Source organism: Pseudoglutamicibacter albus (assembly GCF_031458175.1).
Lineage (GTDB): Bacteria > Actinomycetota > Actinomycetes > Actinomycetales > Micrococcaceae > Pseudoglutamicibacter > Pseudoglutamicibacter albus.
Genome location: NZ_JAVDXX010000001.1, coordinates 1533253 through 1558463 on the forward strand (window position 1 = coordinate 1533253; position 25211 = coordinate 1558463).

Annotated in this window: 35 protein-coding genes; all 35 read right to left on the bottom strand. The window is 58.8% G+C overall.

The window, feature by feature from the left end; translation table 11 throughout:
• Positions 1-62: 62 nt before the first annotated feature.
• The 35 genes from J2S67_RS06675 to rpsL all read right to left on the bottom strand — a co-directional run bounded on the left by J2S67_RS06675 (position 63) and on the right by rpsL (position 24882).
• The gene (locus tag J2S67_RS06675; protein ID WP_310247469.1) at positions 63-1406 is read right to left on the bottom strand and encodes a hypothetical protein; all 1344 of its coding nucleotides are present in this window, start codon (positions 1404-1406) and stop codon (positions 63-65) included.
• A 7-nt stretch (positions 1407-1413) separates the two neighbouring features.
• The gene (locus J2S67_RS06680) at positions 1414-3414 is read right to left on the bottom strand and encodes a hypothetical protein (RefSeq protein WP_310247472.1); all 2001 of its coding nucleotides are present in this window, start codon (positions 3412-3414) and stop codon (positions 1414-1416) included.
• Positions 3415-3628: 214 nt separating this feature from the next.
• Positions 3629-4201, bottom strand: a complete 573-nt coding sequence (gene rplQ, locus J2S67_RS06685; RefSeq protein WP_070490805.1) for a 50S ribosomal protein L17 — start codon at positions 4199-4201, stop codon at positions 3629-3631.
• A gap of 75 nt (positions 4202-4276) precedes the next feature.
• Positions 4277-5266, bottom strand: a complete 990-nt coding sequence (locus tag J2S67_RS06690) for a DNA-directed RNA polymerase subunit alpha (protein WP_035758089.1) — start codon at positions 5264-5266, stop codon at positions 4277-4279.
• A gap of 167 nt (positions 5267-5433) precedes the next feature.
• Positions 5434-5841, bottom strand: a complete 408-nt coding sequence (gene rpsK / locus J2S67_RS06695) for a 30S ribosomal protein S11 (protein WP_035758087.1) — start codon at positions 5839-5841, stop codon at positions 5434-5436.
• Positions 5842-5893: 52 nt separating this feature from the next.
• On the bottom strand, positions 5894-6268 hold the full coding sequence (rpsM, locus tag J2S67_RS06700; protein ID WP_035758086.1) for a 30S ribosomal protein S13: 375 nt from the start codon (positions 6266-6268) through the stop codon (positions 5894-5896).
• Positions 6269-6430: 162 nt separating this feature from the next.
• Positions 6431-6544 (bottom strand): 50S ribosomal protein L36, encoded by a 114-nt coding sequence (gene rpmJ, locus J2S67_RS06705; protein ID WP_083285170.1) that lies wholly within the window; start codon positions 6542-6544, stop codon positions 6431-6433.
• Between the two features lie 135 nt (positions 6545-6679).
• Positions 6680-6901 (bottom strand): translation initiation factor IF-1, encoded by a 222-nt coding sequence (gene infA, locus J2S67_RS06710; protein WP_035758084.1) that lies wholly within the window; start codon positions 6899-6901, stop codon positions 6680-6682.
• Positions 6902-7093: 192 nt separating this feature from the next.
• Entirely contained in the window at positions 7094-7912 is an 819-nt protein-coding gene (gene map / locus J2S67_RS06715; RefSeq protein ID WP_256173680.1) for a type I methionyl aminopeptidase, read from the bottom strand.
• A gap of 121 nt (positions 7913-8033) precedes the next feature.
• On the bottom strand, positions 8034-8603 hold the full coding sequence (locus tag J2S67_RS06720) for an adenylate kinase (RefSeq protein WP_310247481.1): 570 nt from the start codon (positions 8601-8603) through the stop codon (positions 8034-8036).
• Positions 8600-9907, bottom strand: coding sequence for a preprotein translocase subunit SecY (secY, locus tag J2S67_RS06725; RefSeq protein WP_035758078.1), 1308 nt, complete (start codon positions 9905-9907; stop codon positions 8600-8602). Before secY ends, J2S67_RS06720 begins: the two co-directional genes overlap by 4 nt.
• A 285-nt stretch (positions 9908-10192) precedes the next feature.
• On the bottom strand, positions 10193-10651 hold the full coding sequence (gene rplO / locus J2S67_RS06730) for a 50S ribosomal protein L15 (RefSeq protein ID WP_035758076.1): 459 nt from the start codon (positions 10649-10651) through the stop codon (positions 10193-10195).
• Positions 10652-10653: 2 nt separating this feature from the next.
• Positions 10654-10860, bottom strand: coding sequence for a 50S ribosomal protein L30 (gene rpmD / locus J2S67_RS06735; protein WP_035758073.1), 207 nt, complete (start codon positions 10858-10860; stop codon positions 10654-10656).
• A complete protein-coding gene (gene rpsE / locus J2S67_RS06740) occupies positions 10860-11549 on the bottom strand; it encodes a 30S ribosomal protein S5 (RefSeq protein WP_070490819.1) in 690 nt (229 codons plus the stop codon). The genes rpmD and rpsE overlap by 1 nt, the downstream gene beginning before the upstream one ends.
• 8 nt (positions 11550-11557) lie before the next feature.
• Positions 11558-11929, bottom strand: a complete 372-nt coding sequence (gene rplR, locus J2S67_RS06745) for a 50S ribosomal protein L18 (protein WP_035758070.1) — start codon at positions 11927-11929, stop codon at positions 11558-11560.
• A gap of 2 nt (positions 11930-11931) precedes the next feature.
• Complete coding sequence (gene rplF / locus J2S67_RS06750; protein WP_035758067.1) at positions 11932-12468, bottom strand: 50S ribosomal protein L6; 537 nt, start codon at positions 12466-12468, stop codon at positions 11932-11934.
• 17 nt (positions 12469-12485) lie between these two features.
• The gene (gene rpsH / locus J2S67_RS06755; RefSeq protein ID WP_035758064.1) at positions 12486-12884 is read right to left on the bottom strand and encodes a 30S ribosomal protein S8; all 399 of its coding nucleotides are present in this window, start codon (positions 12882-12884) and stop codon (positions 12486-12488) included.
• Positions 12885-12963: 79 nt separating this feature from the next.
• A complete protein-coding gene (gene rplE, locus J2S67_RS06760) occupies positions 12964-13533 on the bottom strand; it encodes a 50S ribosomal protein L5 (RefSeq protein ID WP_035758061.1) in 570 nt (189 codons plus the stop codon).
• Positions 13533-13877 carry a 50S ribosomal protein L24 gene (gene rplX / locus J2S67_RS06765; protein WP_035758058.1) on the bottom strand — a complete coding sequence of 115 codons (345 nt, stop codon included), beginning with the start codon at positions 13875-13877 and terminating at the stop codon, positions 13533-13535. The genes rplE and rplX overlap by 1 nt, the downstream gene beginning before the upstream one ends.
• A gap of 3 nt (positions 13878-13880) precedes the next feature.
• Complete coding sequence (rplN, locus tag J2S67_RS06770; RefSeq protein ID WP_035758055.1) at positions 13881-14249, bottom strand: 50S ribosomal protein L14; 369 nt, start codon at positions 14247-14249, stop codon at positions 13881-13883.
• Between the two features lie 437 nt (positions 14250-14686).
• Entirely contained in the window at positions 14687-14977 is a 291-nt protein-coding gene (rpsQ, locus tag J2S67_RS06775; RefSeq protein ID WP_035758053.1) for a 30S ribosomal protein S17, read from the bottom strand.
• Positions 14977-15270: a 50S ribosomal protein L29 gene (rpmC, locus tag J2S67_RS06780; RefSeq protein WP_035758050.1), complete on the bottom strand. Its 294-nt coding sequence runs from the start codon at positions 15268-15270 to the stop codon at positions 14977-14979. Before rpmC ends, rpsQ begins: the two co-directional genes overlap by 1 nt.
• Before the next feature lie 5 nt (positions 15271-15275).
• On the bottom strand, positions 15276-15692 hold the full coding sequence (gene rplP, locus J2S67_RS06785; protein WP_035758047.1) for a 50S ribosomal protein L16: 417 nt from the start codon (positions 15690-15692) through the stop codon (positions 15276-15278).
• On the bottom strand, positions 15692-16474 hold the full coding sequence (gene rpsC / locus J2S67_RS06790) for a 30S ribosomal protein S3 (protein ID WP_035758044.1): 783 nt from the start codon (positions 16472-16474) through the stop codon (positions 15692-15694). The genes rplP and rpsC overlap by 1 nt, the downstream gene beginning before the upstream one ends.
• On the bottom strand, positions 16475-16840 hold the full coding sequence (gene rplV / locus J2S67_RS06795; protein WP_310247496.1) for a 50S ribosomal protein L22: 366 nt from the start codon (positions 16838-16840) through the stop codon (positions 16475-16477). It lies immediately after the preceding gene.
• A gap of 44 nt (positions 16841-16884) precedes the next feature.
• Complete coding sequence (gene rpsS / locus J2S67_RS06800; RefSeq protein WP_035758039.1) at positions 16885-17166, bottom strand: 30S ribosomal protein S19; 282 nt, start codon at positions 17164-17166, stop codon at positions 16885-16887.
• 10 nt (positions 17167-17176) lie between these two features.
• On the bottom strand, positions 17177-18016 hold the full coding sequence (gene rplB / locus J2S67_RS06805) for a 50S ribosomal protein L2 (RefSeq protein ID WP_035758037.1): 840 nt from the start codon (positions 18014-18016) through the stop codon (positions 17177-17179).
• Positions 18017-18050: 34 nt separating this feature from the next.
• Positions 18051-18359, bottom strand: a complete 309-nt coding sequence (rplW, locus tag J2S67_RS06810; RefSeq protein WP_035758034.1) for a 50S ribosomal protein L23 — start codon at positions 18357-18359, stop codon at positions 18051-18053.
• Positions 18356-18961, bottom strand: a complete 606-nt coding sequence (gene rplD / locus J2S67_RS06815) for a 50S ribosomal protein L4 (RefSeq protein ID WP_035758031.1) — start codon at positions 18959-18961, stop codon at positions 18356-18358. The genes rplW and rplD overlap by 4 nt, the downstream gene beginning before the upstream one ends.
• Before the next feature lie 3 nt (positions 18962-18964).
• Complete coding sequence (rplC, locus tag J2S67_RS06820) at positions 18965-19615, bottom strand: 50S ribosomal protein L3 (RefSeq protein WP_035758030.1); 651 nt, start codon at positions 19613-19615, stop codon at positions 18965-18967.
• Between the two features lie 21 nt (positions 19616-19636).
• Positions 19637-19945 carry a 30S ribosomal protein S10 gene (gene rpsJ, locus J2S67_RS06825; RefSeq protein ID WP_035758027.1) on the bottom strand — a complete coding sequence of 103 codons (309 nt, stop codon included), beginning with the start codon at positions 19943-19945 and terminating at the stop codon, positions 19637-19639.
• A 475-nt stretch (positions 19946-20420) separates the two neighbouring features.
• Positions 20421-21614 carry an elongation factor Tu gene (gene tuf, locus J2S67_RS06830; RefSeq protein WP_070506333.1) on the bottom strand — a complete coding sequence of 398 codons (1194 nt, stop codon included), beginning with the start codon at positions 21612-21614 and terminating at the stop codon, positions 20421-20423.
• Between the two features lie 242 nt (positions 21615-21856).
• A complete protein-coding gene (gene fusA, locus J2S67_RS06835) occupies positions 21857-23971 on the bottom strand; it encodes an elongation factor G (RefSeq protein ID WP_035758022.1) in 2115 nt (704 codons plus the stop codon).
• A gap of 66 nt (positions 23972-24037) precedes the next feature.
• A complete protein-coding gene (rpsG, locus tag J2S67_RS06840) occupies positions 24038-24508 on the bottom strand; it encodes a 30S ribosomal protein S7 (RefSeq protein ID WP_035758019.1) in 471 nt (156 codons plus the stop codon).
• Positions 24508-24882 carry a 30S ribosomal protein S12 gene (gene rpsL / locus J2S67_RS06845; protein ID WP_035758017.1) on the bottom strand — a complete coding sequence of 125 codons (375 nt, stop codon included), beginning with the start codon at positions 24880-24882 and terminating at the stop codon, positions 24508-24510. Before rpsL ends, rpsG begins: the two co-directional genes overlap by 1 nt.
• Positions 24883-25211: the final 329 nt, after the last annotated feature.

Sequence of the window (25211 nt, forward strand, 5' to 3'; positions counted from 1 at the left end):
TCAACGCATAGATGGAAGTACACGGCACGGCCAAATAGGGCCGTCGGCTATCCTGCCCTCAGCTATTTCAGCTTAGCTGAGATCTTCTTGCGGAAGACCAGCAAAATCGCAAGCCCTGCGAGGACGACCACCGCCAGCACACCCATCGTGATAAACCACGCCGAGGACGGGCCGCTATAGACGACGTGTTGATGCGGCTCGGTCAGGTCATAGCCTTCACCCGGTACCTCACCCTTGACCCCGTGCATGAACGGAAGCTCAACCTTGAGCCGCGGCGTGGTTTCAATGGTGGTTTTCAGGTCATGTTCCGGGGCAAACCGTACATACGCCGCAGTTTCGGGCCACAGGCCACCCTTGCGGCTCTCGCTCATCGTGAACGATGCGAAGGTCGCCTGAACCTTTTCAGTGAGCTCTTCAGGGTCCTTCCCTTCCCACGTGAAAGTGAAGACCCGCTGCTCGCCTTTCTTCTGCGATGTCAGAGAGCCGTTGTCCGGCGTTAAAGCCTCTTCAAACTTCTCGCTTCCTCCGCCTAACTCGGACTCGGGAACCGCAACCGACACCTCAAAGGAAACCTTCTCCCCCGCGCCCGGTTTCAACACCGCCGTGACGCTCGTTAGGTTCATTCCTCTCGCATCACTGGCGCGGAAAGCGTTATCTGCATCCCTCTTGCTGAGAAGTGTAAAAGTTGCCCCTTCAGTGAAGCCGAGATCCTTCATCCTTGAAGTGTCGATGTACCTCTGTCCCCCTGTTCCAGGGCCGGGGGCCGATACGTACGGGAATAGCACGTGCACTGGCGGGCCTCCGCAGATGCGCGAGCAGTCCGTCTCAAGCGTGTATTCGTAGCCGCGTGCAAATAGGCCTTGCGGCTCCTCCAATTCCGTGATGCTAACTTCAAGGTTCTTATCTGCCAGCAAGGAACGTAACGCATCCTGGAGTTCCGCATCGTCCCTGACATCCATCACCACGGCGATTTCTTCTCGCCCCGAGCCAAGCGTGATGATGGGTTTCACCCTCCGAGCGCCTTCCGGCATCGCGGAGTCAATCCACTTCTCACGCACCTTCTCCGCGTCTTCGCCGCCCCAGTCTAGTCGATAGACGACCGCGAGCCGGTAGCCATCAGCTCGCTTCTCGATCAGCGGGTAGATGTTTCTGAAACCGTGTTCGCTGATCTTGGACGCATAGATTGGCGACTTCGACGTCTTGCTCGCCGCACTCCTTGCAGCTACGGCCATGCTGCGAGTTCCCTTACCGTTGGTATCCGTTTCTCGAGAGGTCTCGATGTCCACCGCGCACGCCGTCAACGCCAGCGAACACAAAGCCAACAAGACAACGAACAGCACTGACCAACGACGTCGACTCTGGTTGGCCTCAAGGTGCCGAGCAAGGGGCGGGCGGAATGCATTCATGCAAGACTCATTTCTCCGGCGGGGCGGGAGGAGATGACGGCCCAGCATCTTCAGTTGGAGGCGCTGGAGGTGCTGAAGGTGAGGGCGGCGCGGGAGGCGCGGCACTGTCAGCTGGAGGTGCAGGAGGCGCGATGCTATCAGCTGGTGGAGCCGGAGGTCCGGCATCACCCGCTGGTGGTGCCGGCGGATTGTATTGCGCACGCACCGTGTTGTAGGCATTCACCTGGGAACTGCGTCCGTCTCTGCTGTCCAGCCTCGAACTCTTCACCTTAGCTGCGATCTTCTTGCGGAACATCACCAGCAGCACAATCGCTGCGATGGCGATGAGCAACAGCACACCCATCGTGATAAACCAGGCCAATGTCGGGCCGCTATAGGTGAACTCGACTTCGCCGCCGTGCAACTCAAAGCCGTCCGCTGGTACTCCACCCTTCACCCCGTGCATCAACGGAAGCTCTACCTTGAGCGTCGGGGTGGAACTGATCGTGGTGTTCAGGTCTCGCTCAGGGGCGAAGTCAACCTGAACTGTCGATTCCGGCCACAACCCATCCCCACGCTTCTCGTACATCATGAAAGAGCTAAACGTCACCCAGACTTTTCGTTCAAGCTCCTCACGGTTCTTCCCTTCCCACTTCAAAGTGAAGACTCGTTGGTCATCCTTCTTCTCCGAGGTCAGAGAACCGTTGCTTGGGGTAAAGGCCTCCTCTAGCTTTTCAACCTCTGCGCCCAGTTCCGTTTCTGGAACCGCTACCGCAACTTCGAAGGAAACCTTATCCCCTACCCCGGGCTTCAACAGTGCAGTGATGCTCGTCAGTTTCATGGGCTTCGCGTCAAGAGCATGAAACCTCTTCTTTAGTGACAGCTCCTCGAGACCAAGAAAAGTTTCCCCTTCCGTGAAACCGAGCTCATTAAGCGTCTCCTGGTTGTAATACTTGTAGCCCCTTGTAACCCCGCCGGGGGTTGAGACAAATGGACGAAACGAAATCGAACGCCCGCCCTCACATATCTGGGAACAGTCCGCCTCAAGCTTGTATTCGTAGCCGCGGCTGAACAGCCCCTGCGGCTCATCCACGTCTGTGATGCTGATGTCAAAGTTCTTATCCCCCAACAAAGAACCTAGAACGTCCTTGAGCTCAGTCTCATCTTTGACGTCCATCACTACAGCAAGCTCTTCTCGATCAGTGCCGTACGAGTCGCGGAGCTCGACCTTCTGGGCGCCGTCCGGCATCACGGAGTCAATCCACTTCTCGCGGGCCTTTCGCGCCTCTTTGTCTTCTTTGTCTTCTTTGTCTTCAGAATCTAGCCTGTACAGGACCGCAAACCGGTAGTCATCAGCTCGCCTTTCAATCAACAGGGTGATGCCTTCGAAACCATGATCGGTTTTTTTATCCTCCCGGAACGGAGTCCTCGGAGCCTTAGTGGACTCATTTCCGACCGACAATGTCCCGCCGCGGTCCTCGGGCCATACACCATCGGCCTTGTTCTTGCTCACAATCTTGTTATCAACTAGCGCCTTGCGCACCCATTGCAATAGCTGCCCGCTTGAGACATTCTCCTCCAGCGTGAATCCGTGACGCAGCTGCGCGTTGAGGGTCTCAAAATCAACTCGCGCAGACGGGTTCAGTCCACCAGCATCCAACGCGTTATTGAGAACTTTCTTATAGTCCTCAATATCCTTGAATGACATCGTGACGTTGACAGTGAGTTTCCGGCCCTTCTTCTTGACACTGTCAACCTTGGTACCCCCAGGCGCAGCTTTCTTGAGTGTCTTCTCAATCTTCTTCACATCGACCTTGCCGGCTTCTTTCTTGCTCAGCTCAGCCACCACAGTCATACTGCGGGTCCCCTTGCCGTTGGCGTCCATCTTCTGGGTCGTTGTGATATCGACCGAGCACGCCGTCAGAACCAGCGAGCACAATGCCAGCAGAACCAGGAACAGCGTTGGCCAACGACGTTGGCTTTCTTTCGAGTGCGCGTGCGAGGCAACGCTTGCTTTCAGTGCGTTCATGCGGGCTTCTTTTCTGTGTTCTTGAGGTGTCAAGGGGTCTTGAGGTGAAGACTGACCGAGAAGAGTGATGCTTGTCTCAAGCGTGATCTAGGCACCCAGGATATAGTGCCTCACGTTAAAAACATAAGTCCCCGCACCGTCTTACGATGCGGGAACTTATGTGTGGTCTAAGCGGCGCTTAGCTCAACGTGGAAAGGCTTAGGCCTGGAAGGACTTACTTGTCTTCCTTGGCCTCAGTCTCTTGTGCCTCATCAGCCGGAGCCTCGGCGGCTTCAGTCTCGGTGGCCTCAGCCGGGGTTGCGGCTTCGTCCATCTCAGCTACGTTGGCTGGCGCGTCTTCCTGGGTCTCCACCTCAGGTGCTGCCTGCTCGGTAGCCTTCTGGGCTTCCTTCACAACAGCCTGCTTAGGGGAAACCGGCTCCATGACGAGCTCGATAACAGCCATCGGCGCGTTATCGCCGGAGCGGTTACCGATCTTGGTGATACGGGTGTAACCACCGTTGCGCTCTGCCATAGCCGGAGCGATGTTGGTCAGCAGCTCGTACACAGCGTTCTTGTTCGTTGCCGAACGCGGAGCGATCGCAGACTGCACGCGGCGGCGAGCGTTGAGATCGCCAGCCTTAGCAGTCGTGATCAGCTTCTCCGCGAACGGACGCAGACGCTTGGCACGGGTCAGCGTGGTCTTCAGACGGCCGTGAGTGAAAAGCTCACCTGCCATGTTGGACAAAATGAGGCGCTGATGCGCCGGGCTACCGCCGAGGCGTGGGCCCTTAGTTGGGGTTGGCATAGTCGTAAATCTCCTTGAGTGAGGCCTGACCCGTTACCGCGGGTGAGACCATGCGAGACGCTTCAGAGAGCGAACTCAGAACTCTTCAGTTTCGTAGTCGTCATCCGCCAGAGGAGCTTCGTATCCTGCTGGTGAATCCTTGAGTGCAAGGCCCAGCTCGTCGAGCTTGGACTTGACCTCGTCAATCGACTTTGCGCCGAAGTTACGGATGTCCATGAGATCCGCCTCAGAGCGGGCTACCAACTCACCAACGGTGTGGATACCCTCGCGCTTCAGGCAGTTGTAGGAACGCACCGTAAGCTCAAGATCTTCGATCGGCAGTGCCATGTCAGCGGCTGCCTGCTCATCCGTTGGGGATGGGCCGATCTCGACGCCTTCGGATTCCTTGTTGAGCTCGTGCGCCAAGCCGAACAGACCAACGAGGGTCACGCCGGCGGAGGCTACAGCGTCACGTGGAGACATCGACGGCTTGGTCTCGACATCGAGAATGAGCTTGTCAAAGTCAGTGCGCTGCTCAACACGGGTTGCGTCTACGCGGAACGTCACCTTGAGAACCGGCGAGTAGATCGAGTCAACCGGAATACGGCCGATTTCGGAATCTTCACGCTTGTTCTGAGCGGCGGACACGTAGCCGCGGCCGCGCTCAATGGTGAGCTCCATATCGAAGTTTCCGTTTTCGTTGAGCGTTGCGATCTCAAGCTCTGGGTTGTGGATCTCAACACCTGCAGGTGCAGAGATGTCACCAGCGGTGACAACGCCAGGGCCCTGCTTGCGCAGGTACGCAACAACTGGTTCGTCGTGCTCAGAGGAAACGGAGAGTTGCTTCACGTTGAGAACGATCTCGGTGACGTCCTCCTTGACACCCTCAACGGTCGTGAACTCGTGCAGAACACCCTCGATGCGCACGCTGGTTACAGCGGCACCTGGGATGGAGGAAAGCAGAGTACGGCGCAGAGAGTTACCGATCGTGTAGCCAAAACCTGGCTCAAGCGGCTCAAGGGTGAAGCGTGAACGGGTCTCAGACAGCTGATCTTCGGTCAGGGTCGGGCGCTGTGCAATTAGCACGGATGTTGTCCTTTCAGCGAGCGTCCGCTATATGACGCTGCAGATGGCGACTGGGTGAATGAGGAACTGTTGCTCCCCACTCCGGGGGAAGAACATCGGATCTTCCGGGACAGGACACCACAACACATTTTGTACTGCATTGCGTTGTCCAGCGCGCAACCCGCGTACTAGACGCGACGACGCTTCGGCGGGCGGCAGCCGTTGTGCGCAACCGGGGTGACATCCTGAATGGAGCCAACCTCGAGGCCTGCTGCCTGAAGCGAACGGATTGCGGTTTCGCGACCCGAACCCGGGCCCTTCACAAAAACATCGACCTTGCGCATGCCGTGGTTCTGCGCTTCCTTAGCGGCCTTCTCGGCAGCCATCTGCGCAGCGTACGGGGTCGACTTGCGCGAGCCCTTGAAACCCATCTGGCCCGAAGAGGCCCAGGAGATCACAGCACCGGTCTGGTCGGTGATCGAAACGATGGTGTTGTTAAACGTGGACTTGATGTGCGCATGACCCTGCGCAACATTCTTCTTGACTACGCGACGCGGCTTACGTGCCGCGCTCGTGGCCTGACCCTTTGGGGGCATTTTTACTCCTACCTGAAAGTCTTCTCTAAATTGGGCGAGCTAACCGCGTGGATTAGCGGGCCTTCTTCTTACCGGCAACGGTCTGCTTAGGACCCTTGCGCGAGCGAGCGTTGGTCTTGGTGCGCTGACCGTGGACCGGCAGGCCCTGACGGTGACGCACACCCTGGTAGGAGCCGATTTCAACCTTGCGGCGAATATCGGCTGCAACCTCACGGCGAAGGTCACCTTCAACCGTGTAGGAGCCCTCGATGTGGTCGCGCAGCTTCACGAGCTGATCGTCGCTGAGATCCTTGATGCGCGTGTTCGGGTCGATGCCCGTTGCTTCGAGGGTCTCGGCGGCACGGGTCTTGCCCACGCCATAGATGTAGGTGAGTGCGATGATTGCGCGCTTATCGCGCGGAATATCAACACCGGCGAGACGAGCCATAGTGGTCTCTTCCTTACTGTGTTCAGGAGGTGTTCGGCAATACCCTCCGCACCTTCAGGTGCGGCCCCGGCCTCCTGGTAGCCCGAGGGTAGACGGTAGCGGTACTACCCGGTACTGCTTATTTTCAATGTGTGGCGTGGTGCCGTGCGTCGACTGTTTCGCTTAGCCCTGGCGCTGCTTGTGGCGAGGGTTGGAGCAAATAACCATAACGACGCCGTGACGACGAATAACGCGGCAGTCGTCGCAAATCGGCTTCACGCTCGGATGGACCTTCACGTCGGTTGTGTCCTTACGTTTCTGATTGATCAGTTTTTAGTTGTTCAAACATCACGTCAGACTGCAAATTCCTCTTCAGACACAGACCAACGGCGGACCCTTCCGCAGGGTTCGCCGTGACTGGATCTTCGGAGATCACTTGTAGCGGTAGACAATCCGTCCACGGTTGAGGTCATACGGGGTCAGTTCAACGACCACGCGGTCCTCGGGAAGAATTCGGATGTAGTGCTGGCGCATCTTTCCAGAGATGGTCGCCAAAACTACGTGATCATTTTGCAAACGAACACGGAACATCGCGTTTGGCAGGGCCTCCGTAACGGTGCCCTCCAGCTCGATGACTCCTTCTTTCTTACCCATATCCTCCGCTAACGTCCGAACCCGCCAACACCACGAGCGTGATGCCAACGGATAGCGATGATTGACCAGCTACTTTGCACGTTAAATGCGTGGCAAAGCAACCAGCTATCCATCCTAGCCCACTAGCACATATTCAAGCAACCGCGTGTGAGGCGGATCGCCCTCGCGTGCCGGCCACTACTGGCGCGTGTGCTAGGCCTGAACCGGCGCCGGGGTGACGCCGTAGCGAGCTAGGTCAGCGGCGCCGCCGTCTTCTGCGGTCGATACCCAGATTCCGCCACGGTGGATCAGTACCGTGTGTTCCCACTGCGAGGCCCGGCCACCATCGGTAGTGACCACGGTCCAGTCATCGGCCAACGTCTTGGTGTCCAAGCTTCCAGTGACCAGCATCGGCTCGATTGCTAGCGCCATGCCCGGCTTGATGCGCGGGCCGCGGTAGTCCGCGGCGTAGTTGAGAACATCCGGGGCCATATGCATCTCGGAGCCGATCCCGTGGCCGCAGTAGTCCTCGAGGATCCCTAGATCATGCCCGCCCTGTTGGTGCACCGACGCCTCGATCGCCTGCCCGATCTGCCCCACGAAACGGGCCGATGCGGCCGCAGCGATGCCAGCCCACATCGCCTCATGCGTGATGTCAGACAAGCGTCGGTCCGCCTCCGATGGCTTACCGATCAGAACCGTGCGTGCAGAATCGGCATGCCAACCATCGACGATCGCGCCACCGTCGATCTTCAGAACATCGCCGTCCTCAAGGACCTTCTCCCCCGGGATCCCGTGAACAACCTCTTCATTGACGGAAGCGCAGATCGTGGCCGGAAAACCGTAATACCCCAAGAAGTTACTTTTCGCCCCGTGGCGGTCAAGCACTCCGCGGAACACCTGATCCAGCTCCAGCGTGGTCACTCCAGGCTTAGCTGCGGCGACCGTCTCATCGAGTGCCTCACGTAAAACCACACCCGCATCAGCCATCCGCTTCAGCTCCGCCGGCTTCTTGTATTCAATCGAGCGCACCCTAGCGCCCCTCCTCCATACTCCAGAAACGAAACAAACAAGCGGCGCCCGGCCCCGCAAACGAGGACCGGGCGCCGCCCAAACAATCTCTAAACCTTCAACGCTTCAGGCCTTCTGAAAATTAGGCCTTCAACGCGTTCATGATGCGTCCGGTGACCTCATCGAGCTCACCGAGGCCATCGACCTCACGGACCAGGCCGCGTTCACGGTAGGCCGCAACCACATCGGCGGTCTGCTCCTTGTAGACCGTCAAACGGTGGCGAATGACCTCTTCGGTGTCATCCTCACGGCCCTCGATCTCTGCACGCTTCAGAAGACGCTTAACCAGTTCGTCCTCATCTGCTGCCAGCAAGATGACTGCATCAAGCTCCTGGCCTTTGGCCTTCAAAACCTCATCGAGGAACTCAACCTGAGCAACCGTACGTGGGTAGCCATCCAGCAAGAAGCCATCCTTGACGTCATCCTGGGCCAGACGGTCTTCAACCATCGAGTTCGTGACCGAGTCCGGAACGTAGTCCCCGCGATCCATGTACTTCTTCGCCTCAACACCCAGCGGGGTCATTTTTTTCACGTTGGCCCGGAAAATGTCGCCGGTCGAGATCGCTACAACACCCAAACCCTCGGTGATACGTGCAGCCTGAGTACCCTTACCTGAGCCCGGAGGGCCAACAATCAACAAACGCTTTGTCATCGCAGAAGTCCTTCGTAGTGTCGTTGCTGCATCTGAGCGTTGATCTGCTTGACCGTCTCAAGACCAACACCAACCATAATCAGCAGCGAGGTACCACCGAATGGGAAGTTTTGGTTTGCCCCGACCGAAACCAACGCAACCACTGGGATGATCGCGATCAACGCCAAGTAGACGGCGCCAGCAAACGTGATACGGGACGAGACGTAGCTCAGATACTTAGCGGTCGGCTCGCCCGCGCGGATGCCCGGAATAAAGCCGCCGTACTTCTTCATGTCGTCTGCAACATCAACCGGGTTGAACGTGATGGAGACGTAGAAATAAGTGAAACCGAACACCAGCAGCAGGTACAGAACCATGTGCAGTGGCGCCGAGGTGGTAGCGAGGTTAGCGTTGATCCACTCAACCCAGCCAGGCATATTGCCCTGCGGGTCCTGGTTGAACTGGACCATCATCATCGGCAGCGTCAGCAGCGAGGACGCGAAGATCACCGGGATCACGCCGGCCATGTTGACCTTGATCGGGATATACGTGGAGGTGCCGCCCACCGTGCGGCGACCAATCATTCGCTTGGCGTACTGAACAGGTACGCGACGCTGCGACTGCTCAACGAAGACCACACAACCCAGAACCACGAGGCCAAGGATGATCACGACGATGAAGATGAACCAGCCCTTCTGCTGAAGGATGTTCATCATCGAACCTGGGAAGCCAGCGACGATCGAAACGAAGATCAGCAAAGACATACCGTTACCGACACCGCGTTCGGTTGCCAGCTCACCGAGCCACATGATGAAGACCGTACCGGCGGTGAGCGCGACGATCGCAAGCGAAATAGTCCACAGAGTGCTCTCCGGGAAGATCTCTACTGGGCAACCCGGGAACAGGTTGCCGGTGTTAGCGAGCGTGACCAACGTGGTGGCCTGCAAAAGGCCCAAACCGACCGTGAGGTAACGCGTGTACTGAGTCAGCTTCGCCTGGCCAGCTTGGCCCTCCTTATGGAGGGCTTCAAAGTGCGGGACAACCACGCGCAACAACTGCACAATAATGGAGGCAGTAATGTAGGGCATAATGCCCATCGCAAGGATCGAAACCTGCAACAGTGCGCCACCGGAGAACAAGTTAACGAACTCGTAGAGACCACCCGTGGTCTCTGAGATCGCTAGACACTGGTTGACCGCGGAATAGTCCACACCTGGGGACGGAATGAAAACGCCGATGCGGTAAACGATGATAATGCCGATCGTAAACAGCAGTTTGCGCCGCAGATCTGGGGTTTTGAAAACCCTTGATATTGCGCTCAGCACGCGTGGACTCCTTGCATGTGGACTATCTAGCTGCGTTCTTAGGACACAACTGTCCAGAACACAGTAAAGCTCTTGGGATTCTACCGCTAAGTGTAAGCCGGGGCTAATTTATCACCTGATAATTTCCAGGGAAACTCTTTGCGCAAGCGCGAAACGCGGTCCCTCGGCACACGGGGCAGAAAACATAGGTGAGAAAGGGGGCCTCTCCCGACTTCTACGGAAGAGGCCCCCTTGACAAAGAGCGCTATGTGAGAGTCATCCGCTCACACAACACCCAACGAATCATTAGACGGTGGTAGCGGAACCGCCAGCTGCCTGAATCTTCTCAGAAGCCGATGCGGAGAAGGCATTGACCTTCACATCGAGCTTCACGTTCAGTTCGCCGGTGCCAAGCACCTTGACTGGCTGGTTCTTGCGTACCGCGCCCTTAGCAACGAGTGCCTCAACGGTGACCTCGCCGCCCTCTGGGAACAGTTCCTCAAGGCGGGTCAGGTTGACAACCTGGTACTCGGTGCGGAATGGGTTCTTGAAGCCGCGGAGCTTCGGCAGGCGCATGTGCAGCGGAAGCTGACCGCCCTGGAAGCCTGCAGGTACCTGGCGACGAGCCTTGGTGCCCTTGGTACCGCGACCTGCGGTCTTACCCTTGGATGCTTCACCACGGCCAACGCGAGTCTTGGACTTGCGGGAACCTGGTGCCGGGGCAAGATCGTGGATCTTGATCGGGTTCTCAGTGTTCTCAGACATGGTTACTTGGCCTCCTCGACCTCAACCAGGTGCTTCACCTTGTTCACCATGCCAACGGTTACTGCGTCTGCGGTGCGCTCAACCGTGTGGCCGATGCGCTTGAGACCCAGCGAGCGGACCGTCTCACGCTGTGCCGGGGTGCGGCCAGCGACGGAACGAACAAGGGTGATGTTCAGCTTTGCATCAGACGGAGTCAGGTTCTTCATAATTAGGCACCTGCCTTCGCGTTCTGCATCTTGCGGATCATCGCGCTTGGAGCAACCTCATCGAGGGCCAAGCCGCGGCGAGCAGCGACAGCTGCTGGCTCTTCAAGCGACTTCAGCGCAGCGATGGTGCCGTGCACGATGTTGATCTGGTTCGTGGAGCCCATCGACTTGGACAGCACGTCGTGAATGCCAGCGCATTCGAGTACTGCACGAACCGGACCGCCAGCGATAACACCAGTACCCTCAGCGGCCGGGACAAGGAGAACGACGCCTGCAGCGGCTTCGCCCTTGACGCGGTGCGGGATGGTGGTGCCAACGCGTGGAACGCGGAAGAAGTTCTTCTTAGCTTCTTCCACACCCTTCTGGATGGCTGCTGGAACTTCCTTGGCCTTACCGTAGCCGACGCCAACCATGCCGTTGCCGTCACCTACTACGACAAGAGCGGTGAAGCTGAAGCGACGACCACCCTTGACAACCTTGGAAACACGGTTAATGGTTACGACGCGCTCGAGGAACTTGTCTTTGTCTTCGTCCTGGCCACGGCGGTTGTCACGGCCACGGCCGCGATCTTCGCCACGTCCACGGCCTTCACCGCGACCGCGGCCTTCGCCACGTCCGCGACGCTGACCGGCGTCTTTCTGCTCTTCGCCCTGGGTTTTGTTCTGCTCTGCCACAGGGGCTTCGTTCTTCATTTCTTCACTCACAGTGCCAGCCCACCTTCACGCGCGCCTTCGGCGACCGCGGCCACGCGGCCGTGATACTTGTTACCGCCGCGGTCGAAAACCACGGCTTCGATACCGGCTGCCTTCGCGCGTTCAGCGATGAGTTCGCCAACACGCTTAGCCTTTGCGGTCTTGTCACCCTCGAAAGCACGAATATCGGCTTCCATGGTGCGGGCGGACGCGAGCGTCACGCCGCGGCCATCGTCCACGATCTGCGCGACAATGTGGCGCGCGGAGCGGGATACGACGAGGCGCGGACGGACAGCGGTGCCCACGATGTGCTTGCGCACACGAGCGTGACGACGGCTGCGGGAGGCAGCCCGGGAGCTCTTCTTTGTAGCCAGAGCCATAGTCACTTACCTGCCTTTCCGACCTTGCGGCGGATGACTTCGCCCTCGTACTTGATGCCCTTACCCTTGTAAGGATCTTGCTTACGGAGCTTGTGGATTTTCGCGGCGGCTTCACCGACGCGCTGCTTGTCGATACCCGAAACGGTCACCTTGTTGGTGCCTTCCACGGTGTAGGTCACGCCTTCGGCGGCCTTCACCATGATGGGGTGCGAGAAGCCGAGCTGGAACTCGAGATCCTGGCCCTTGGCCATAACGCGGTAACCGGTACCGGTGATTTCGAGTTTCTTGGAGTAGCCCTCGGTGACACCTACGATCATGTTGTTGATCAAGGTGCGGGTCAGGCCGTGCTGGCCGCGGGTTTCACGCTCGTCATCCGGACGTTCGACCTTGACGGTGTTCTCTTCCTGAGAAACAGTCAGCATCGATGGAACGGTGTGGGAGAGTTCGCCCTTTGGGCCCTTCACGGAAACCTCTTGGCCGTCGATCTTGACCTCGACGCCCGAGGGAATGGTGATCGGAAGACGTCCGATACGTGACATAGTGTCTTCCCCTTCCCTTACCAGACGTAAGCGACGACTTCGCCGCCAACGCCCTTGGACTCTGCCTGCCGGTCGGTGAGAAGACCGGAAGACGTGGACAGGATCGCGATGCCAAGACCACCCAATACCTTAGGCAGCTCAGTGGACTTCGCGTAGACGCGCAAGCCCGGCTTGGACACGCGGCGTACGCCTGCGATGGCGCGCTCACGGTTTGGGCCGAACTTCAGGTCAATCTTGAGGTTCTTACCAACGCGGGCTTCCTCTTCGGCGTAGTCGGCGATGTAGCCTTCAGCCTTGAGGATTTCCGCGATGCGGACCTTCAGCTTGGAGGACGGCATGGTGACGTCCTCATGGTGTGCAGAGTTCGCGTTGCGCAGACGCGTCAGCATGTCTGCGACCGGATCTGTCATGGTCATGTGGGCTTGTGCCCTTCCTCGTCGGGGTTTCCTCGCTGCCTGTTAGGGCTTGTTGCTAAGGACCTTCGACGTAGTTGGTTTAGTTTTCGTTCTTGAACGGGAAGCCCAGCGCCTTGAGCAGTGCGCGGCCTTCTTCGTCGGTCTTAGCGGTGGTCACAAGGGTGATGTCCATACCGCGGGTGCGGTCGATCTTGTCTGGATCGATTTCATGGAACATAACCTGCTCGGTCAGACCGAAGGTGTAGTTCCCGTTGCCGTCGAACTGTTTAGGGTTCAGACCACGGAAGTCACGGATACGTGGCAGTGCCAGCGTGACGAGGCGGTCAACGAACTCCCACATGCGGTCGTTGCGCAGGGTCGCGTAGGCGCCGATTGGCATGCCTTCGCGCAGCTTGAACTGTGCAATCGACTTGCGAGCCTTGGATACAAGTGGCTTCTGGCCGGTGATCGCGGTCAGGTCGCGTACTGCGCCTTCGATGACCTTCGAGTCACGTGCGGCTTCGCCAACGCCCATGTTCACAACGACCTTCACAAGGCCTGGAACTTCCATGACGTTCTTGTAGTCGAACTGCTTCTGCAGTTCGTCGCGGATCTCGTCGCGGTACTTCGTCTTCAGACGCGGCTGGATCTTGGTAGTGGTCTCAGTCATCACAGATCCTTCCCGGAAGCCTTGGCGTAACGAACGCGGACGGTCTTTTCGCGGCCGTCCTTGGTTACGGTTTCGAGGCGGAAACCAACACGGGTTGGCTTCTTGGTTTCTGGGTCAACGATCGCGACGTTGGATACGTGGATCGGTGCCTCTACCTTCTCGATGCCGCCGGTCTTGGAACCGCGGTCAGTCTGGCCTACTCGGTTGTGCTTGGTGACGACGTTGACGCCTTCAACAATCACGCGCTGCTCAGACGGGATAACCTTCAGAACCTTGCCCTGCAGCCCCTTGTCCTTGCCGGACAGGACCTGTACCAGGTCGTCTTTCTTGATCTTTGCACCCATGAGTCAGAGCACCTCCGGCGCCAGCGAAACGATCTTCATGAAACGCTTATCGCGCAGCTCGCGGGCGACTGGCCCGAAGATACGCGTACCGCGTGGCTCGTTGTCGTTCTTGAGGATTACGGCTGCGTTTTCGTCGAACTTGATGTACGAACCGTCAACGCGGCGACGTTCCTTCTTGGTACGGACGACGACGGCTTTGACGACGTCGCCCTTCTTCACGTTTCCGCCAGGGATCGCGTCCTTGACGGTGGCGACGATGACGTCACCAATTCCTGCATAGCGACGGTTGGTTCCGCCGAGAACGCGGATGGCCAGGATTTCCTTGGCGCCCGTGTTGTCGGCGACCTTCAGTCGCGATTCCTGCTGAATCACTAGTCTCTCCTGTGTCTCGCTGGTTCTTCGTACTCGAAGCCTTGCGGAACGGAATGAATGGACTTCTCAGACCATCGCTTACCCCTGAAACCATGCGTCGGGCAGGTGTACTGCTCCAGTGGAGGGATTCAAGGCCGAGGCTTTCGGTCTGAGCCCGTGCTTGAATTACCTAAGCCGCCGATGGTGTGGCTGGCTGATCTTCAGTGTCAGCTGGTCGGAGGTGGATAGTCTCCGTTCACGTGCCTTTCACGGATGTTTCAGACCATGGGTCTTGCTTCACCTGTTTTAGGGCGCGCGTAGCCGGCTAACGCACGGACGTTCCAGTCTAACAAAAAGAAGGCCGGAACCGTAATCGCGTTATCGCGCTCACAGTTCCGGCCTGTCCGGGTCAGCGTGCTACTGCCCCGTTAGCTATATAAGCTGCAGACGAGCCTGGCTTACTTCGCCTTTTCGACGATCTCAACCAGACGCCAGCACTTGTCCTTGGACAGTGGGCGGGTCTCAGCCACGATGACCAAGTCGCCAACACCAGCGGTGTTGTTCTCGTCGTGGGCCTTCACGCGCTTGGAACGGCGCATGACCTTGCCGTAGAGGGCGTGCTTGACACGGTCCTCAACGTTGACCACAACGGTCTTGTCCATCTTGTCGGACACCACGTAACCGCGCAGGGTTTTGCGGTAACCGCGGGCTTGTGCCTCTTCGGCCACAGCGTTCTCCTTTTCGCTCATCACTTAGCGTCCTCCGCCTTCTTGGATTTCTTCTTGGTCTTCTTCTTCTCGTCAGCCTGGGTTGCGACGACATCCTCGCGGATGCCGAGCTCGCGCTCACGAAGAATCGTGTAGATACGAGCGATGTCGCGCTTGACGGCCTTGAGACGACCATGCTGCTCGAGCTGACCGGTTGCAGCCTGGAAACGCAAGTTGAACAGTTCCTTCTTTGCGTTTGCAAGCTCCTCGTTCAGACGAGCGTTGTCCATGCCGTCGAGCTTATCGACTGCGAGATCCTTAGAACCGATAGCCATTGGGATCATTCACCACCCTCGCGGCGCACAATACGCGCCTTCAGCGGAAGCTTGTGGATTGCCAGGCGAAGAGCTTCGCGTGCGACCTCTTCGGAAACGCCAGCCAGTTCGAACATAACGCGGCCTGGCTTGACGTTTGCAACCCACCACTCCGGGGAACCCTTACCGGAACCCATGCGGGTTTCGGCAGGCTTCTTGGTCAATGGACGGTCTGGGAAGATGTTGATCCAGACCTTACCGCCACGCTTGATGTGGCGGGTCATCGCAATACGTGCAGCTTCGATCTGGCGGTTGGTGACGTATGCGGGAGTCAGGGCCTGGATGCCCCACTCACCGAAAGTCACCTCGGTGCCACCAGAGGCCATGCCTTTACGGCCTGGGTGGTGCTGCTTGCGGTACTTGACGCGACGTGGAATCAGCATCAGGCGTTGCCTCCTTCAGCTGCTGCTGGAGCTGCTGCACCACGATCGTGACGACGGCGGCGCTCGCCACCGCGGCCACCACGGCGGTCGCCGCGACGGCCACCACGGCCTGGTGCTGCTGCCTGCTGTGCAGCCAGTTCCTTATCAGTGACGTCTCCCTTGTAGACCCAGACCTTCACGCCGATGCGGCCGAAGGTGGTCTTTGCTTCGAAGAAGCCGTAGTCGATGTTCGCGCGGAGGGTGTGCAGTGGCACGCGACCTTCGCGGTAGAACTCGCGGCGGCTCATTTCTGCGCCACCGAGGCGACCGGAGCACTGGACACGGATGCCCTTGGCGCCGGCGCGCATCGCGGACTGGATGGCTTTCTTCATTGCACGGCGGAACGCCACGCGGGAGGCAAGCTGCTCAGCGATTCCCTGAGCTACCAGCTGTGCATCGGTCTCTGGGTTCTTGACCTCGAGGATGTTCAGCTGAACCTGCTTGTTGGTGAGCTTCTCGAGCTCGCCGCGAAGACGGTCGGCTTCCGCGCCGCGGCGGCCGATCACGATACCCGGGCGTGCAGTGTGGATGTCCACGCGTACACGGTCACGGGTGCGTTCGATCTCGACCTTGGAGATGCCGGCACGATCCATGCCGTCAGTCACCAGCGAACGGATTTTGACGTCTTCCTTGACGAAGTCAGCGTAGGACTGACCCGGCAGCTTCGAATCGGCGAACCAGCGCGACACGTGGTCGGTGGTGATGCCGAGTCGGAAGCCGTTTGGATTAATCTTCTGACCCATTTACTTCTCCCCACCCTTCTCAGGCGTGGCAACGACCACGGTGACGTGGCTGGTGCGCTTGTTGATGCGGAATGCACGGCCTTGGGCGCGTGGCTGGAACCGCTTCATGGTTGGGCCTTCGTCTACATAGGCTTCGCTGATGTAGAGCTCGTCCTCGTTGAACGGCAGACCCTGCTGATCGGCCTTCTGGCGCGCGTTCGCGACAGCGGAGGCGACAACCTTGTACACAGGATCCGAAGCGCCCTGCTGGGCGAACTTCAGGATGGCCAGTGCCTCGGTCGTCTGCTTGCCGCGGACAAGATTGACGACGCGCCGGGCCTTCATCGGCGTAACGCGCAGGTGGCGCGCAATTGCCTTGGCTTCCATTGCTTTCCTTTCCTAAGGAAGGAGCTGCAACCTCTGACCTATGGTCAGCGGCGCTTGCCCTTCTTGTCGTCCTTCACGTGGCCGCGGAAAGTACGCGTCATAGCGAACTCGCCGAGCTTGTGTCCGACCATCGACTCAGTGATGAACACTGGGATGTGCTTGCGTCCGTCGTGCACAGCGATCGTGTGGCCGAGCATGTCCGGCACGATCATGGAACGGCGGGACCACGTCTTGATGACGTTGCGGGTACCTGCTTCGTTCTGGTTCAGAACCTTCACAAGAAGGTGCTGATCAACGAAGGGGCCCTTCTTAAGGCTGCGTGGCATCTAAGAGCTCCTATCGCTTGTTCTTGCCAGTGCGGCGACGGCGCACAATGAGCTTGTCGCTGGACTTGTTAGGACGGCGCGTGCGGCCTTCCTTCTTACCGGCTGGGTTGACTGGGTGACGGCCACCGGAGGTACGGCCTTCACCACCACCGTGTGGGTGGTCAACCGGGTTCATGGAGACACCGCGAACGGTTGGGCGTACGCCCTTCCAGCGCATGCGGCCGGCTTTACCCCAGTTGATGTTGATCTGCTCAGCGTTACCGACTTCGCCGACGGTTGCGCGGCAGCGTACGTCAACGTTGCGGATTTCGCCGGATGGCAGACGCAGCTGTGCGTACTTGCCTTCGCGGGCTACCAGCTGAGCGGATGCACCAGCGGAACGAGCCATCTTGGCGCCGCCACCTGGGCGGAGCTCGATCGCGTGCACAACGGTACCCACTGGGATGTTGCGCAGCGGCAGGTTGTTACCTGGCTTGATGTCAGCGTTCGGGCCGGACTCGACGCGGTCGCCCTGCTTGAGACGTTCCGGCGCTACGATGTAGCGCTTGGTGCCGTCCACATAGTGCAACAGTGCGATGCGGGCGGTGCGGTTCGGGTCGTACTCGATGTGCGCGACCTTCGCCGGTACGCCGTCCTTGTCTGCGCGACGGAAGTCGATCAGACGGTACTGGCGCTTGTGGCCACCACCCTTGTGACGGGTCGTGATGCGTCCGGTGTTGTTACGGCCACCGGTCTTGTGCAGCGGGCGGAGAAGGGACTTCTCTGGCGTGCTGCGCGTAATTTCTGCGAAGTCGGCAACGGACGCGCCACGAAGGCCCGGCGTTGTCGGCTTGTATTTGCGAATTGCCATTTATTGTTCCTCGTTAAAGTGGTCTCCGGTTGCCTTAGGCGACCGGACCGCCGAAGATGTCGATGGTGTCATCGCCCTGGAGGGTGACGATCGCGCGCTTGGTGTTCTTGCGCTGTCCCCAACCGAAACGGGTACGCGTACGCTTACCCGGGCGATTGCTGGTGTTGACCGATGCAACCTTGACGCCGTAGATCTCCTCTACTGCAGCCTTGATTTCGGTCTTGTTCGAGCGTGGGTCCACCAGGAAGGTGTACTGACCCTCGTCGATCAGGTTGTAGCTCTTCTCCGAAACGACCGGAGCGACGATCACGTCGTGGGCCGTGCGACGGTTGATGTTAGTCACTTGGCGTCCTCCTTACCGGTGAAGGCGTCGAAGGCAGCCTTCGTGAAGATGACGTCATCAGCGCGGAGCACATCGTAGGTGTTGAGCTGGTCCGCGAACAGGGCGTGAACGTTCTCAAGGTTACGCACGGACAGAGCTGCGACGTCGTTGGCGCGTTCAAGCACCACGAGCAGGTTCTTCCGGGTCGTGAGGGACTTGAGGTTTTCGCGTGCCTGCTTGGTCGACGGGGTGTCGCCCGTGATGATGTCCTCTACGACGTGGATGCGATCGTGGCGGGCACGATCGGTGAGGGCGCCGCGCAGTGCAGCTGCCTTCATCTTCTTAGGGGTGCGCTGGGAGTAGTCGCGTGGCACTGGGCCGTGTGCGATACCACCGCCGCGCATCTGTGGCTCGCGGATGGAGCCCTGACGTGCACGGCCGGTCCCCTTCTGGCGGAACGGCTTGATGCCGGAGCCGGAGCGTTCAGCGCGGGTCTTGGTCTTGTGCGTACCCTGGCGGCGTGCTGCCTCTTGCGCAACAACTACCTGGTGCAAGAGAGCAACGGAGGCCTCGGTATCGAAGATCTCTGCTGGGAGATCAACCTTTACGGTTTTGATAGCCATTGGTTAGGCTCCCTTCACTGCAGTGCGAACCAGGACAACCTGGCCACGCGGACCTGGGACTGCGCCCTTGATGAGCAGGAGGTTGTTTTCTGCGTCAACACCGTGAACCGTGAGGTTCAGGGTGGTCTGACGCTCAACGCCCATGCGGCCCGGAAGCTTCTTGCCCTTGAAGACGCGACCTGGGGTCGACGCCTGGCCTACGGAGCCTGGCTTGCGGTGGTTCTTGTGCTGACCGTGGGATGCGCCTGCGCCGGAAAAGCCATGGCGCTTCATTGCACCTGCGAAGCCCTTACCTTTGGTGGTTCCGGTGATGTCTACCTTGGAACCGGCTTCGAACTGTTCGACGGTCAGTTCCTGGCCGAGTTCGTAGTCTGCGGCGTCAGCGGTACGTACTTCAGCTACGTGGCGGCGTGGGGTCACGCCTGCGGCCTTGAAGTGGCCGACGAGTGGCTTGGTGACCTTGGTTGGGTCTACCTGGCCGTAGCCGATCTGGATCGCGGTGTAGCCGTCGCGCTCTTCGTTGCGCAGCTGGGTGACGACGTTAGCGTCAGCCTTGACGACGGTGACCGGGATCAGGTTGTTGTCTTTATCCCAGACCTGGGTCATGCCGAGCTTCGTGCCCAGCAGGCCCTTGATGTTGCGGCTTGCGGTCATAGTTATCTCAGCACCTCCCTATTAAAGCTTGATTTCGATGTTGACATCCGCTGGCAGGTCGAGGCGCATGAGCGAATCGACGGCCTTTGGAGTTGGATCCACGATGTCGATGAGGCGCTTGTGGGTGCGCATCTCGAAGTGTTCGCGGGAGTCCTTGTATTTGTGTGGGGAGCGAATCACGGTGAACGTGTTCTTCTCCGTTGGCAGCGGCACTGGGCCGACGACGGTTGCGCCGGCGCGAGTGACGGTATCCACGATCTTGCGGGCGGAGGTGTCAATGACTTCGTGGTCGTATGACTTCAGCCGGATGCGGATTTTCTGTCCCGCCATGCTGTCTTCCTTACGTTGTTAGCACTGTTATTGATGTGTGCCTCACGGGTCACAGCGGTGGCAGCTAGTTCCAGGAAGGTCTGGTTCTCTATGCGCTTGCTGTAACCGGCACGCCCGGTTGCGAGCCAAATCCTAAATACTTCAGGGTTCCTTGCCTCGGCCGAGCTCCGATCCACGCACTCGGGCGTGTCTTCACCGGTGTGGTGTTATCCGCCGTCATTTGTGCAGGGACCGTGTTGGCATCTTGGTTCTAGGCCCAAAAAGCCAACTTATCTAGTGTGGCACATCCTGTGTTGATTCACAAAATAATGTGATGGGCTCAACGTCGGTTGCCTCATTTCGGGTGTGGGCGGCGGGGACGCGAAAGGGGTCCGACTCCCCTTGCGGAGAATCGGACCCCTTTTCGTTATGGCCTTTCGTTATGGCTGATTCACATCATGATGATGTGGCCTACGCCAGATCAGTAAGACGGGTCCTACTTGATGATCTTGGTGACGCGGCCCGAACCAACAGTGCGGCCACCCTCACGGATAGCGAAGCCGAGGCCCTCTTCCATAGCGATTGGCTGGATGAGCTCGACGGTCATCTCGGTGGTGTCACCTGGCATAACCATCTCAGTGCCCTCTGGGAGGGTAATAACACCGGTCACGTCAGTCGTACGGAAGTAGAACTGTGGGCGGTAGTTCGAGTAGAACGGGTTGTGGCGGCCACCCTCGTCCTTGGAGAGGATGTACACGTTTGCCTCGAACTCGGTGTGTGGGGTGATCGAGCCTGGCTCGACAACAACCTGACCGCGCTCAACGTCTTCACGCTTGAGACCGCGGAGCAACAGACCACAGTTCTCGCCAGCCCATGCTTCGTCGAGCTGCTTGTGGAACATCTCGATACCGGTAACGGTGGTCTTCTGCAGTGGGCGCAGACCAACGATCTCAACCTCGGAGTTGAGCTTGAGGGTACCGCGCTCTGCACGGCCGGTAACAACGGTACCGCGACCGGTAATGGTGAAGACATCCTCGATTGGCATCAGGAATGGCTGATCCTTCTCGCGGACTGGGTCTGGGATGTACTCGTCAACAGCGTTCATGAGCTCCATGATGGAGTCAGCCCACTTCTCGTCGCCCTGCAGCGCCTGGTAAGCGGAAACGCGGATGACTGGAGCCTCGTCGCCGTCGAAGCCCTGGGAGGACAGAAGTTCGCGAACCTCCATCTCAACGAGGTCGAGGAGCTCTTCGTCGTCAACCATGTCGCACTTGTTGAGTGCAACGAGCAGGGCAGGAACGCCAACCTGGCGTGCCAGCAGAACGTGCTCGCGAGTCTGAGCCATTGGGCCGTCGGTAGCAGCAACCACGAGGATTGCGCCGTCCATCTGAGCAGCACCGGTGATCATGTTCTTGACGTAGTCAGCGTGGCCTGGAGCGTCAATGTGTGCGTAGTGACGCTTCTCGGTCTCGTACTCCACGTGGGAGATGGAGATGGTAATACCGCGCTGGCGCTCTTCCGGAGCGGAGTCAATGTTTTCGAAGTCATAGCCGACGTTGGTGTCAGACGGGAAGCGGTCTGCCAATACCTTCGAGATAGCGGCGGACAGCGTCGTCTTGCCGTGGTCAACGTGGCCGATGGTGCCGACGTTTACGTGCGGCTTAGAGCGGTCAAACTTTGCCTTTGCCACAGATTCCTCCTAGAACTGTTTTCAGCAAACTTCCTACTGCTCACTCTTTTGGTGAGCAAGCTATCAATCAGTTTACTGATGGCGTGTTGGTTTATGAAAATTCAGCGGGATCCAGTGAGATCTGCCTCACCTTAGCGGTGATCCCTGTTCGTCCGCCGGCCAGCCTGTAAAGCTGCTCCGGCGGTGAACGAGTGGGCGGTACTACTCGCGGCAGTGCCGCCCACTCGTTCTACCCACAGGAATTACTCGCCGCGGGACTTCTGGATGATCTCGTCCGCGACGCTCTTCGGCACCTCGGCGTAGCTGTCGAAGACCATCGAGTACACGGCGCGGCCCTGCGTACGGGAACGCAGGTCGCCGATGTAGCCGAACATCTCCGAAAGCGGAACCTGAGCCTTGACGACGCGAACGCCCTGAGCGTCATCCATCGACTGGATGGAGCCGCGGCGGGAGTTCAGGTCACCGATGACATCGCCCATGTACTCTTCTGGGGTGCGGACCTCAACGGCCATGACCGGCTCGAGCAGAACCGGGTTGGCACGCTTCATGGCTTCCTTATAAACCTGGGAGCCTGCGATCTTGAACGCCATTTCAGACGAGTCAACATCGTGGTATGCACCGTCGAGCAGGGTTGCCTTGACGCCGACCATCGGGTAGCCAGCCAGGACACCGAGTTCCATGGCTTCCTGGATACCCTGGTCAACGGATGGGATGTATTCGCGTGGAATACGGCCACCGGTGACGGCATTCTCAAACTCGTAGATGGTGTCGCCTTCGACCTCGAGAGGTTCGAAAGTGACCTGGACCTTTGCGAACTGGCCGGAACCACCGGTCTGCTTCTTGTGGGTGAAGTCGACCTTCTCCACGGTGCGGCGGATGGTTTCGCGGTATGCAACCTGTGGCTTACCGACGTTCGCTTCAACCTTGAATTCGCGCTTCATGCGGTCGACGAAGACGTCGAGGTGCAGCTCGCCCATGCCGCCGATTTCGGTCTGGCCGGTTTCGTCGTTAAGAGAAACGGTGAAGGTTGGGTCTTCAGCGACGAGCTTCTGGATCGCGTTGGAGAGCTTCTCCTGGTCGCCCTTGGTCTTCGGCTCGATAGCAACGAAGATCACTGGCTCTGGGAAGGTCATCGATTCGAGGATGATCGGAGCATCGGATGCGCACAAGGTGTCACCAGTGGTGGTGTCCTTGAGGCCGATGACCGCGTAGATGTGGCCTGCTACGATCTCTTCGACTGGCTGTTCCTTGTTCGCGTGCATCTGGAACATCTTGCCGATGCGTTCGCGCTTACCCTTGGTCGAGTTCAGGATCTGAGCACCGGATTCGAGGCGGCCCGAGTAGACGCGGATGAAGGTCAGGGTGCCGAAGAATGGGTGGGATGCGATCTTGAACGCGAGAGCCGAGAACGGCTCGTCGACGGATGGCTTACGGGTCAGCTCAACCGTCTCGTCCTTCGGGTCGGTACCGTGCATCGGTGGAACGTCCAGCGGCGATGGCAGGTAGTCGACGATGGCGTCGAGGATTGGCTGAATGCCGCGGTTCTTGAACGCGGAGCCGCAGAAGACTGGGTAGGCTTCGTCGGCAACGGTCAGCTTGCGGATACCGGCCTTGAGCTCAGCTTCGGTGATTTCCTCGCCTTCGAGGTACTTCTCCATGAGCTCTTCGTCAGCTTCTGCGACGTCTTCGACGAGCTTTGCGCGGTATTCCTCAGCCTTGTCCTTCAGATCAGCTGGGATCTCTTCAGTGGTGTACTTCTGGCCGAGGGATACGTCACCCTTCGAATCAGCTTCCCACTTGAGAGCCTTCATGCTGACGAGGTCAACAACGCCAACGAAATCGCTCTCAGCGCCGATTGGCAGCTGCATCACGAGTGGCTTAGCGCCCAGACGGGAGACGATGGTTCCTACCGTGTGGTAGAAGTCAGCGCCCATCTTGTCCATCTTGTTGACGAAGCAAATGCGTGGAACGCCGTACTTGTCTGCCTGACGCCACACGGTCTCGGACTGCGGCTCAACGCCTTCCTTGGCGTCGAAGACAGCGACAGCGCCGTCGAGAACGCGCAGGGAACGCTCAACTTCAACGGTGAAGTCAACGTGGCCTGGGGTGTCGATGACGTTGATCTGGTTGTCATTCCAGTAAGCGGAGACTGCAGCGGAGGTAATGGTAATACCGCGCTCCTTCTCCTGCTCCATCCAGTCGGTCGTCGATGCACCGTCGTGCGTCTCGCCGAGCTTGTGGTTCACACCCGTGTAGAACAGGATGCGTTCCGTAGTAGTGGTCTTGCCCGCATCGATGTGGGCCATAATGCCGATGTTGCGGACCTTCTTAAGGTCGGTGAGCACGTCGAGTGCCACGGTGTCTCCCTTACGGTTGAGGTGTCAATACCCGGTGGCGAGGATCGCCACCGGGTAGAACGTGGATTACCAGCGGTAGTGAGCGAACGCCTTGTTGGCTTCCGCCATCTTGTGAGTATCCTCGCGGCGCTTGACTGCTGCGCCGAGGCCGTTGGAGGCGTCCAGGATCTCGTTCATGAGGCGTTCGGTCATGCTCTTCTCGCGGCGGACCTTCGAGAAGCCGACCAGCCAGCGCAACGCGAGCGCAACCGAGCGACCAGGCTTGACCTCAACAGGGACCTGGTAGGTTGCGCCACCGACGCGGCGGGAGCGAACCTCAAGTGCAGGCTTGATGTTTTCGATGGCCTTCTTGAGGGTGGCTACCGGGTCGTTACCGGTCTTAGCCTGGGTGCCTTCAAGTGCGCCGTAGACAATGCGCTCTGCGGTGGACTTCTTACCGTCTACGAGCACCTTGTTGATCAGCTGGGTGACCAGTGCGGAGCCGTATACCGGATCGTTGACAATTGGACGCTTGGGAGCTGGACCCTTACGAGGCATTACTTCTTCTCCTTCTTAGCGCCGTAGCGGGAACGGGCCTGGCCGCGGTCCTTGACACCCTGGGTGTCGAGTGCGCCGCGGACGATCTTGTAGCGGACACCTGGCAGGTCCTTCACACGGCCACCGCGAACGAGCACAATGGAGTGTTCCTGCAGGTTGTGGCCCTCACCTGGGATGTAGGCAGTTACTTCGGTGCCGCCTGCGAGGCGGACACGAGCAACCTTACGAAGCGCGGAGTTCGGCTTCTTAGGGGTGGTGGTGTACACGCGGGTGCACACGCCGCGGCGCATTGGGTTACCCTCAAGCGCCGGGGTCTTCGACTTGTTCTTGTGTGGAGCGCGACCCTTGCGCACCAGCTGCTGAATTGTAGGCAATCTATGTCCTTACGTTGCTGATCGGACTGTCCGCTTGCCCACCCGGTTGCCTCACTATGTAAAGCGCGGCGGGCGATGCGTGCGGTTATCGTTTTCTCGCGATCTCTAAACCGCTTGGTCCGAGGCGTGCGAAAGTGTGGAGTACGTCATTCAACCTGCGAACGACACGGACTGAGTCCACTTCTCCACACGAAAACTCTGATCATCCACTATATCAGCATTTTCGTTCTCGCCACAATCTGCACGTTCGCGGCCGCCAAGCCCATATCCGCAAGCGTGCATGCCACAAGAGTGCCAGCGCCGCCCCAACGCCAACGCAACACGACATG

Coding starts and splice junctions, on each gene's coding strand:
- rplO (WP_035758076.1), bottom strand. CDS start 10,651: ATGTCTGAGAACACTGAGAACCCGATCAAGATCCACGATCTTGCCCCG.
- infA (WP_035758084.1), bottom strand. CDS start 6,901: ATGGGTAAGAAAGAAGGAGTCATCGAGCTGGAGGGCACCGTTACGGAG.
- rpsS (WP_035758039.1), bottom strand. CDS start 17,166: ATGCCACGCAGCCTTAAGAAGGGCCCCTTCGTTGATCAGCACCTTCTT.
- rplQ (WP_070490805.1), bottom strand. CDS start 4,201: ATGCCAACCCCAACTAAGGGCCCACGCCTCGGCGGTAGCCCGGCGCAT.
- rplX (WP_035758058.1), bottom strand. CDS start 13,877: ATGGGTGCAAAGATCAAGAAAGACGACCTGGTACAGGTCCTGTCCGGC.
- rplR (WP_035758070.1), bottom strand. CDS start 11,929: ATGGCTCTGGCTACAAAGAAGAGCTCCCGGGCTGCCTCCCGCAGCCGT.
- rplC (WP_035758030.1), bottom strand. CDS start 19,615: ATGACCGCAAGCCGCAACATCAAGGGCCTGCTGGGCACGAAGCTCGGC.
- rplD (WP_035758031.1), bottom strand. CDS start 18,961: ATGGCTATCAAAACCGTAAAGGTTGATCTCCCAGCAGAGATCTTCGAT.
- rpsM (WP_035758086.1), bottom strand. CDS start 6,268: ATGGCTCGTCTCGCCGGTGTTGATATTCCGCGCGATAAGCGCGCAATC.
- rplB (WP_035758037.1), bottom strand. CDS start 18,016: ATGGCAATTCGCAAATACAAGCCGACAACGCCGGGCCTTCGTGGCGCG.
- rplP (WP_035758047.1), bottom strand. CDS start 15,692: ATGCTGATTCCACGTCGCGTCAAGTACCGCAAGCAGCACCACCCAGGC.
- J2S67_RS06675 (WP_310247469.1), bottom strand. CDS start 1,406: ATGAATGCATTCCGCCCGCCCCTTGCTCGGCACCTTGAGGCCAACCAG.
- rplF (WP_035758067.1), bottom strand. CDS start 12,468: ATGTCACGTATCGGACGTCTTCCGATCACCATTCCCTCGGGCGTCGAG.
- rplV (WP_310247496.1), bottom strand. CDS start 16,840: ATGGAAGCCAAGGCAATTGCGCGCCACCTGCGCGTTACGCCGATGAAG.
- rpsK (WP_035758087.1), bottom strand. CDS start 5,841: ATGCCCCCAAAGGGTCAGGCCACGAGCGCGGCACGTAAGCCGCGTCGC.
- rplE (WP_035758061.1), bottom strand. CDS start 13,533: ATGACTGAGACCACTACCAAGATCCAGCCGCGTCTGAAGACGAAGTAC.
- J2S67_RS06720 (WP_310247481.1), bottom strand. CDS start 8,603: ATGACAAAGCGTTTGTTGATTGTTGGCCCTCCGGGCTCAGGTAAGGGT.
- rpmC (WP_035758050.1), bottom strand. CDS start 15,270: ATGGCTATCGGTTCTAAGGATCTCGCAGTCGATAAGCTCGACGGCATG.
- rpsC (WP_035758044.1), bottom strand. CDS start 16,474: ATGGGTCAGAAGATTAATCCAAACGGCTTCCGACTCGGCATCACCACC.
- rpsJ (WP_035758027.1), bottom strand. CDS start 19,945: ATGGCGGGACAGAAAATCCGCATCCGGCTGAAGTCATACGACCACGAA.
- rpsG (WP_035758019.1), bottom strand. CDS start 24,508: ATGCCTCGTAAGGGTCCAGCTCCCAAGCGTCCAATTGTCAACGATCCG.
- rpsQ (WP_035758053.1), bottom strand. CDS start 14,977: ATGAGCGAAAAGGAGAACGCTGTGGCCGAAGAGGCACAAGCCCGCGGT.
- rpsE (WP_070490819.1), bottom strand. CDS start 11,549: ATGAAGAACGAAGCCCCTGTGGCAGAGCAGAACAAAACCCAGGGCGAA.
- rpsH (WP_035758064.1), bottom strand. CDS start 12,884: ATGACCATGACAGATCCGGTCGCAGACATGCTGACGCGTCTGCGCAAC.
- J2S67_RS06680 (WP_310247472.1), bottom strand. CDS start 3,414: ATGAACGCACTGAAAGCAAGCGTTGCCTCGCACGCGCACTCGAAAGAA.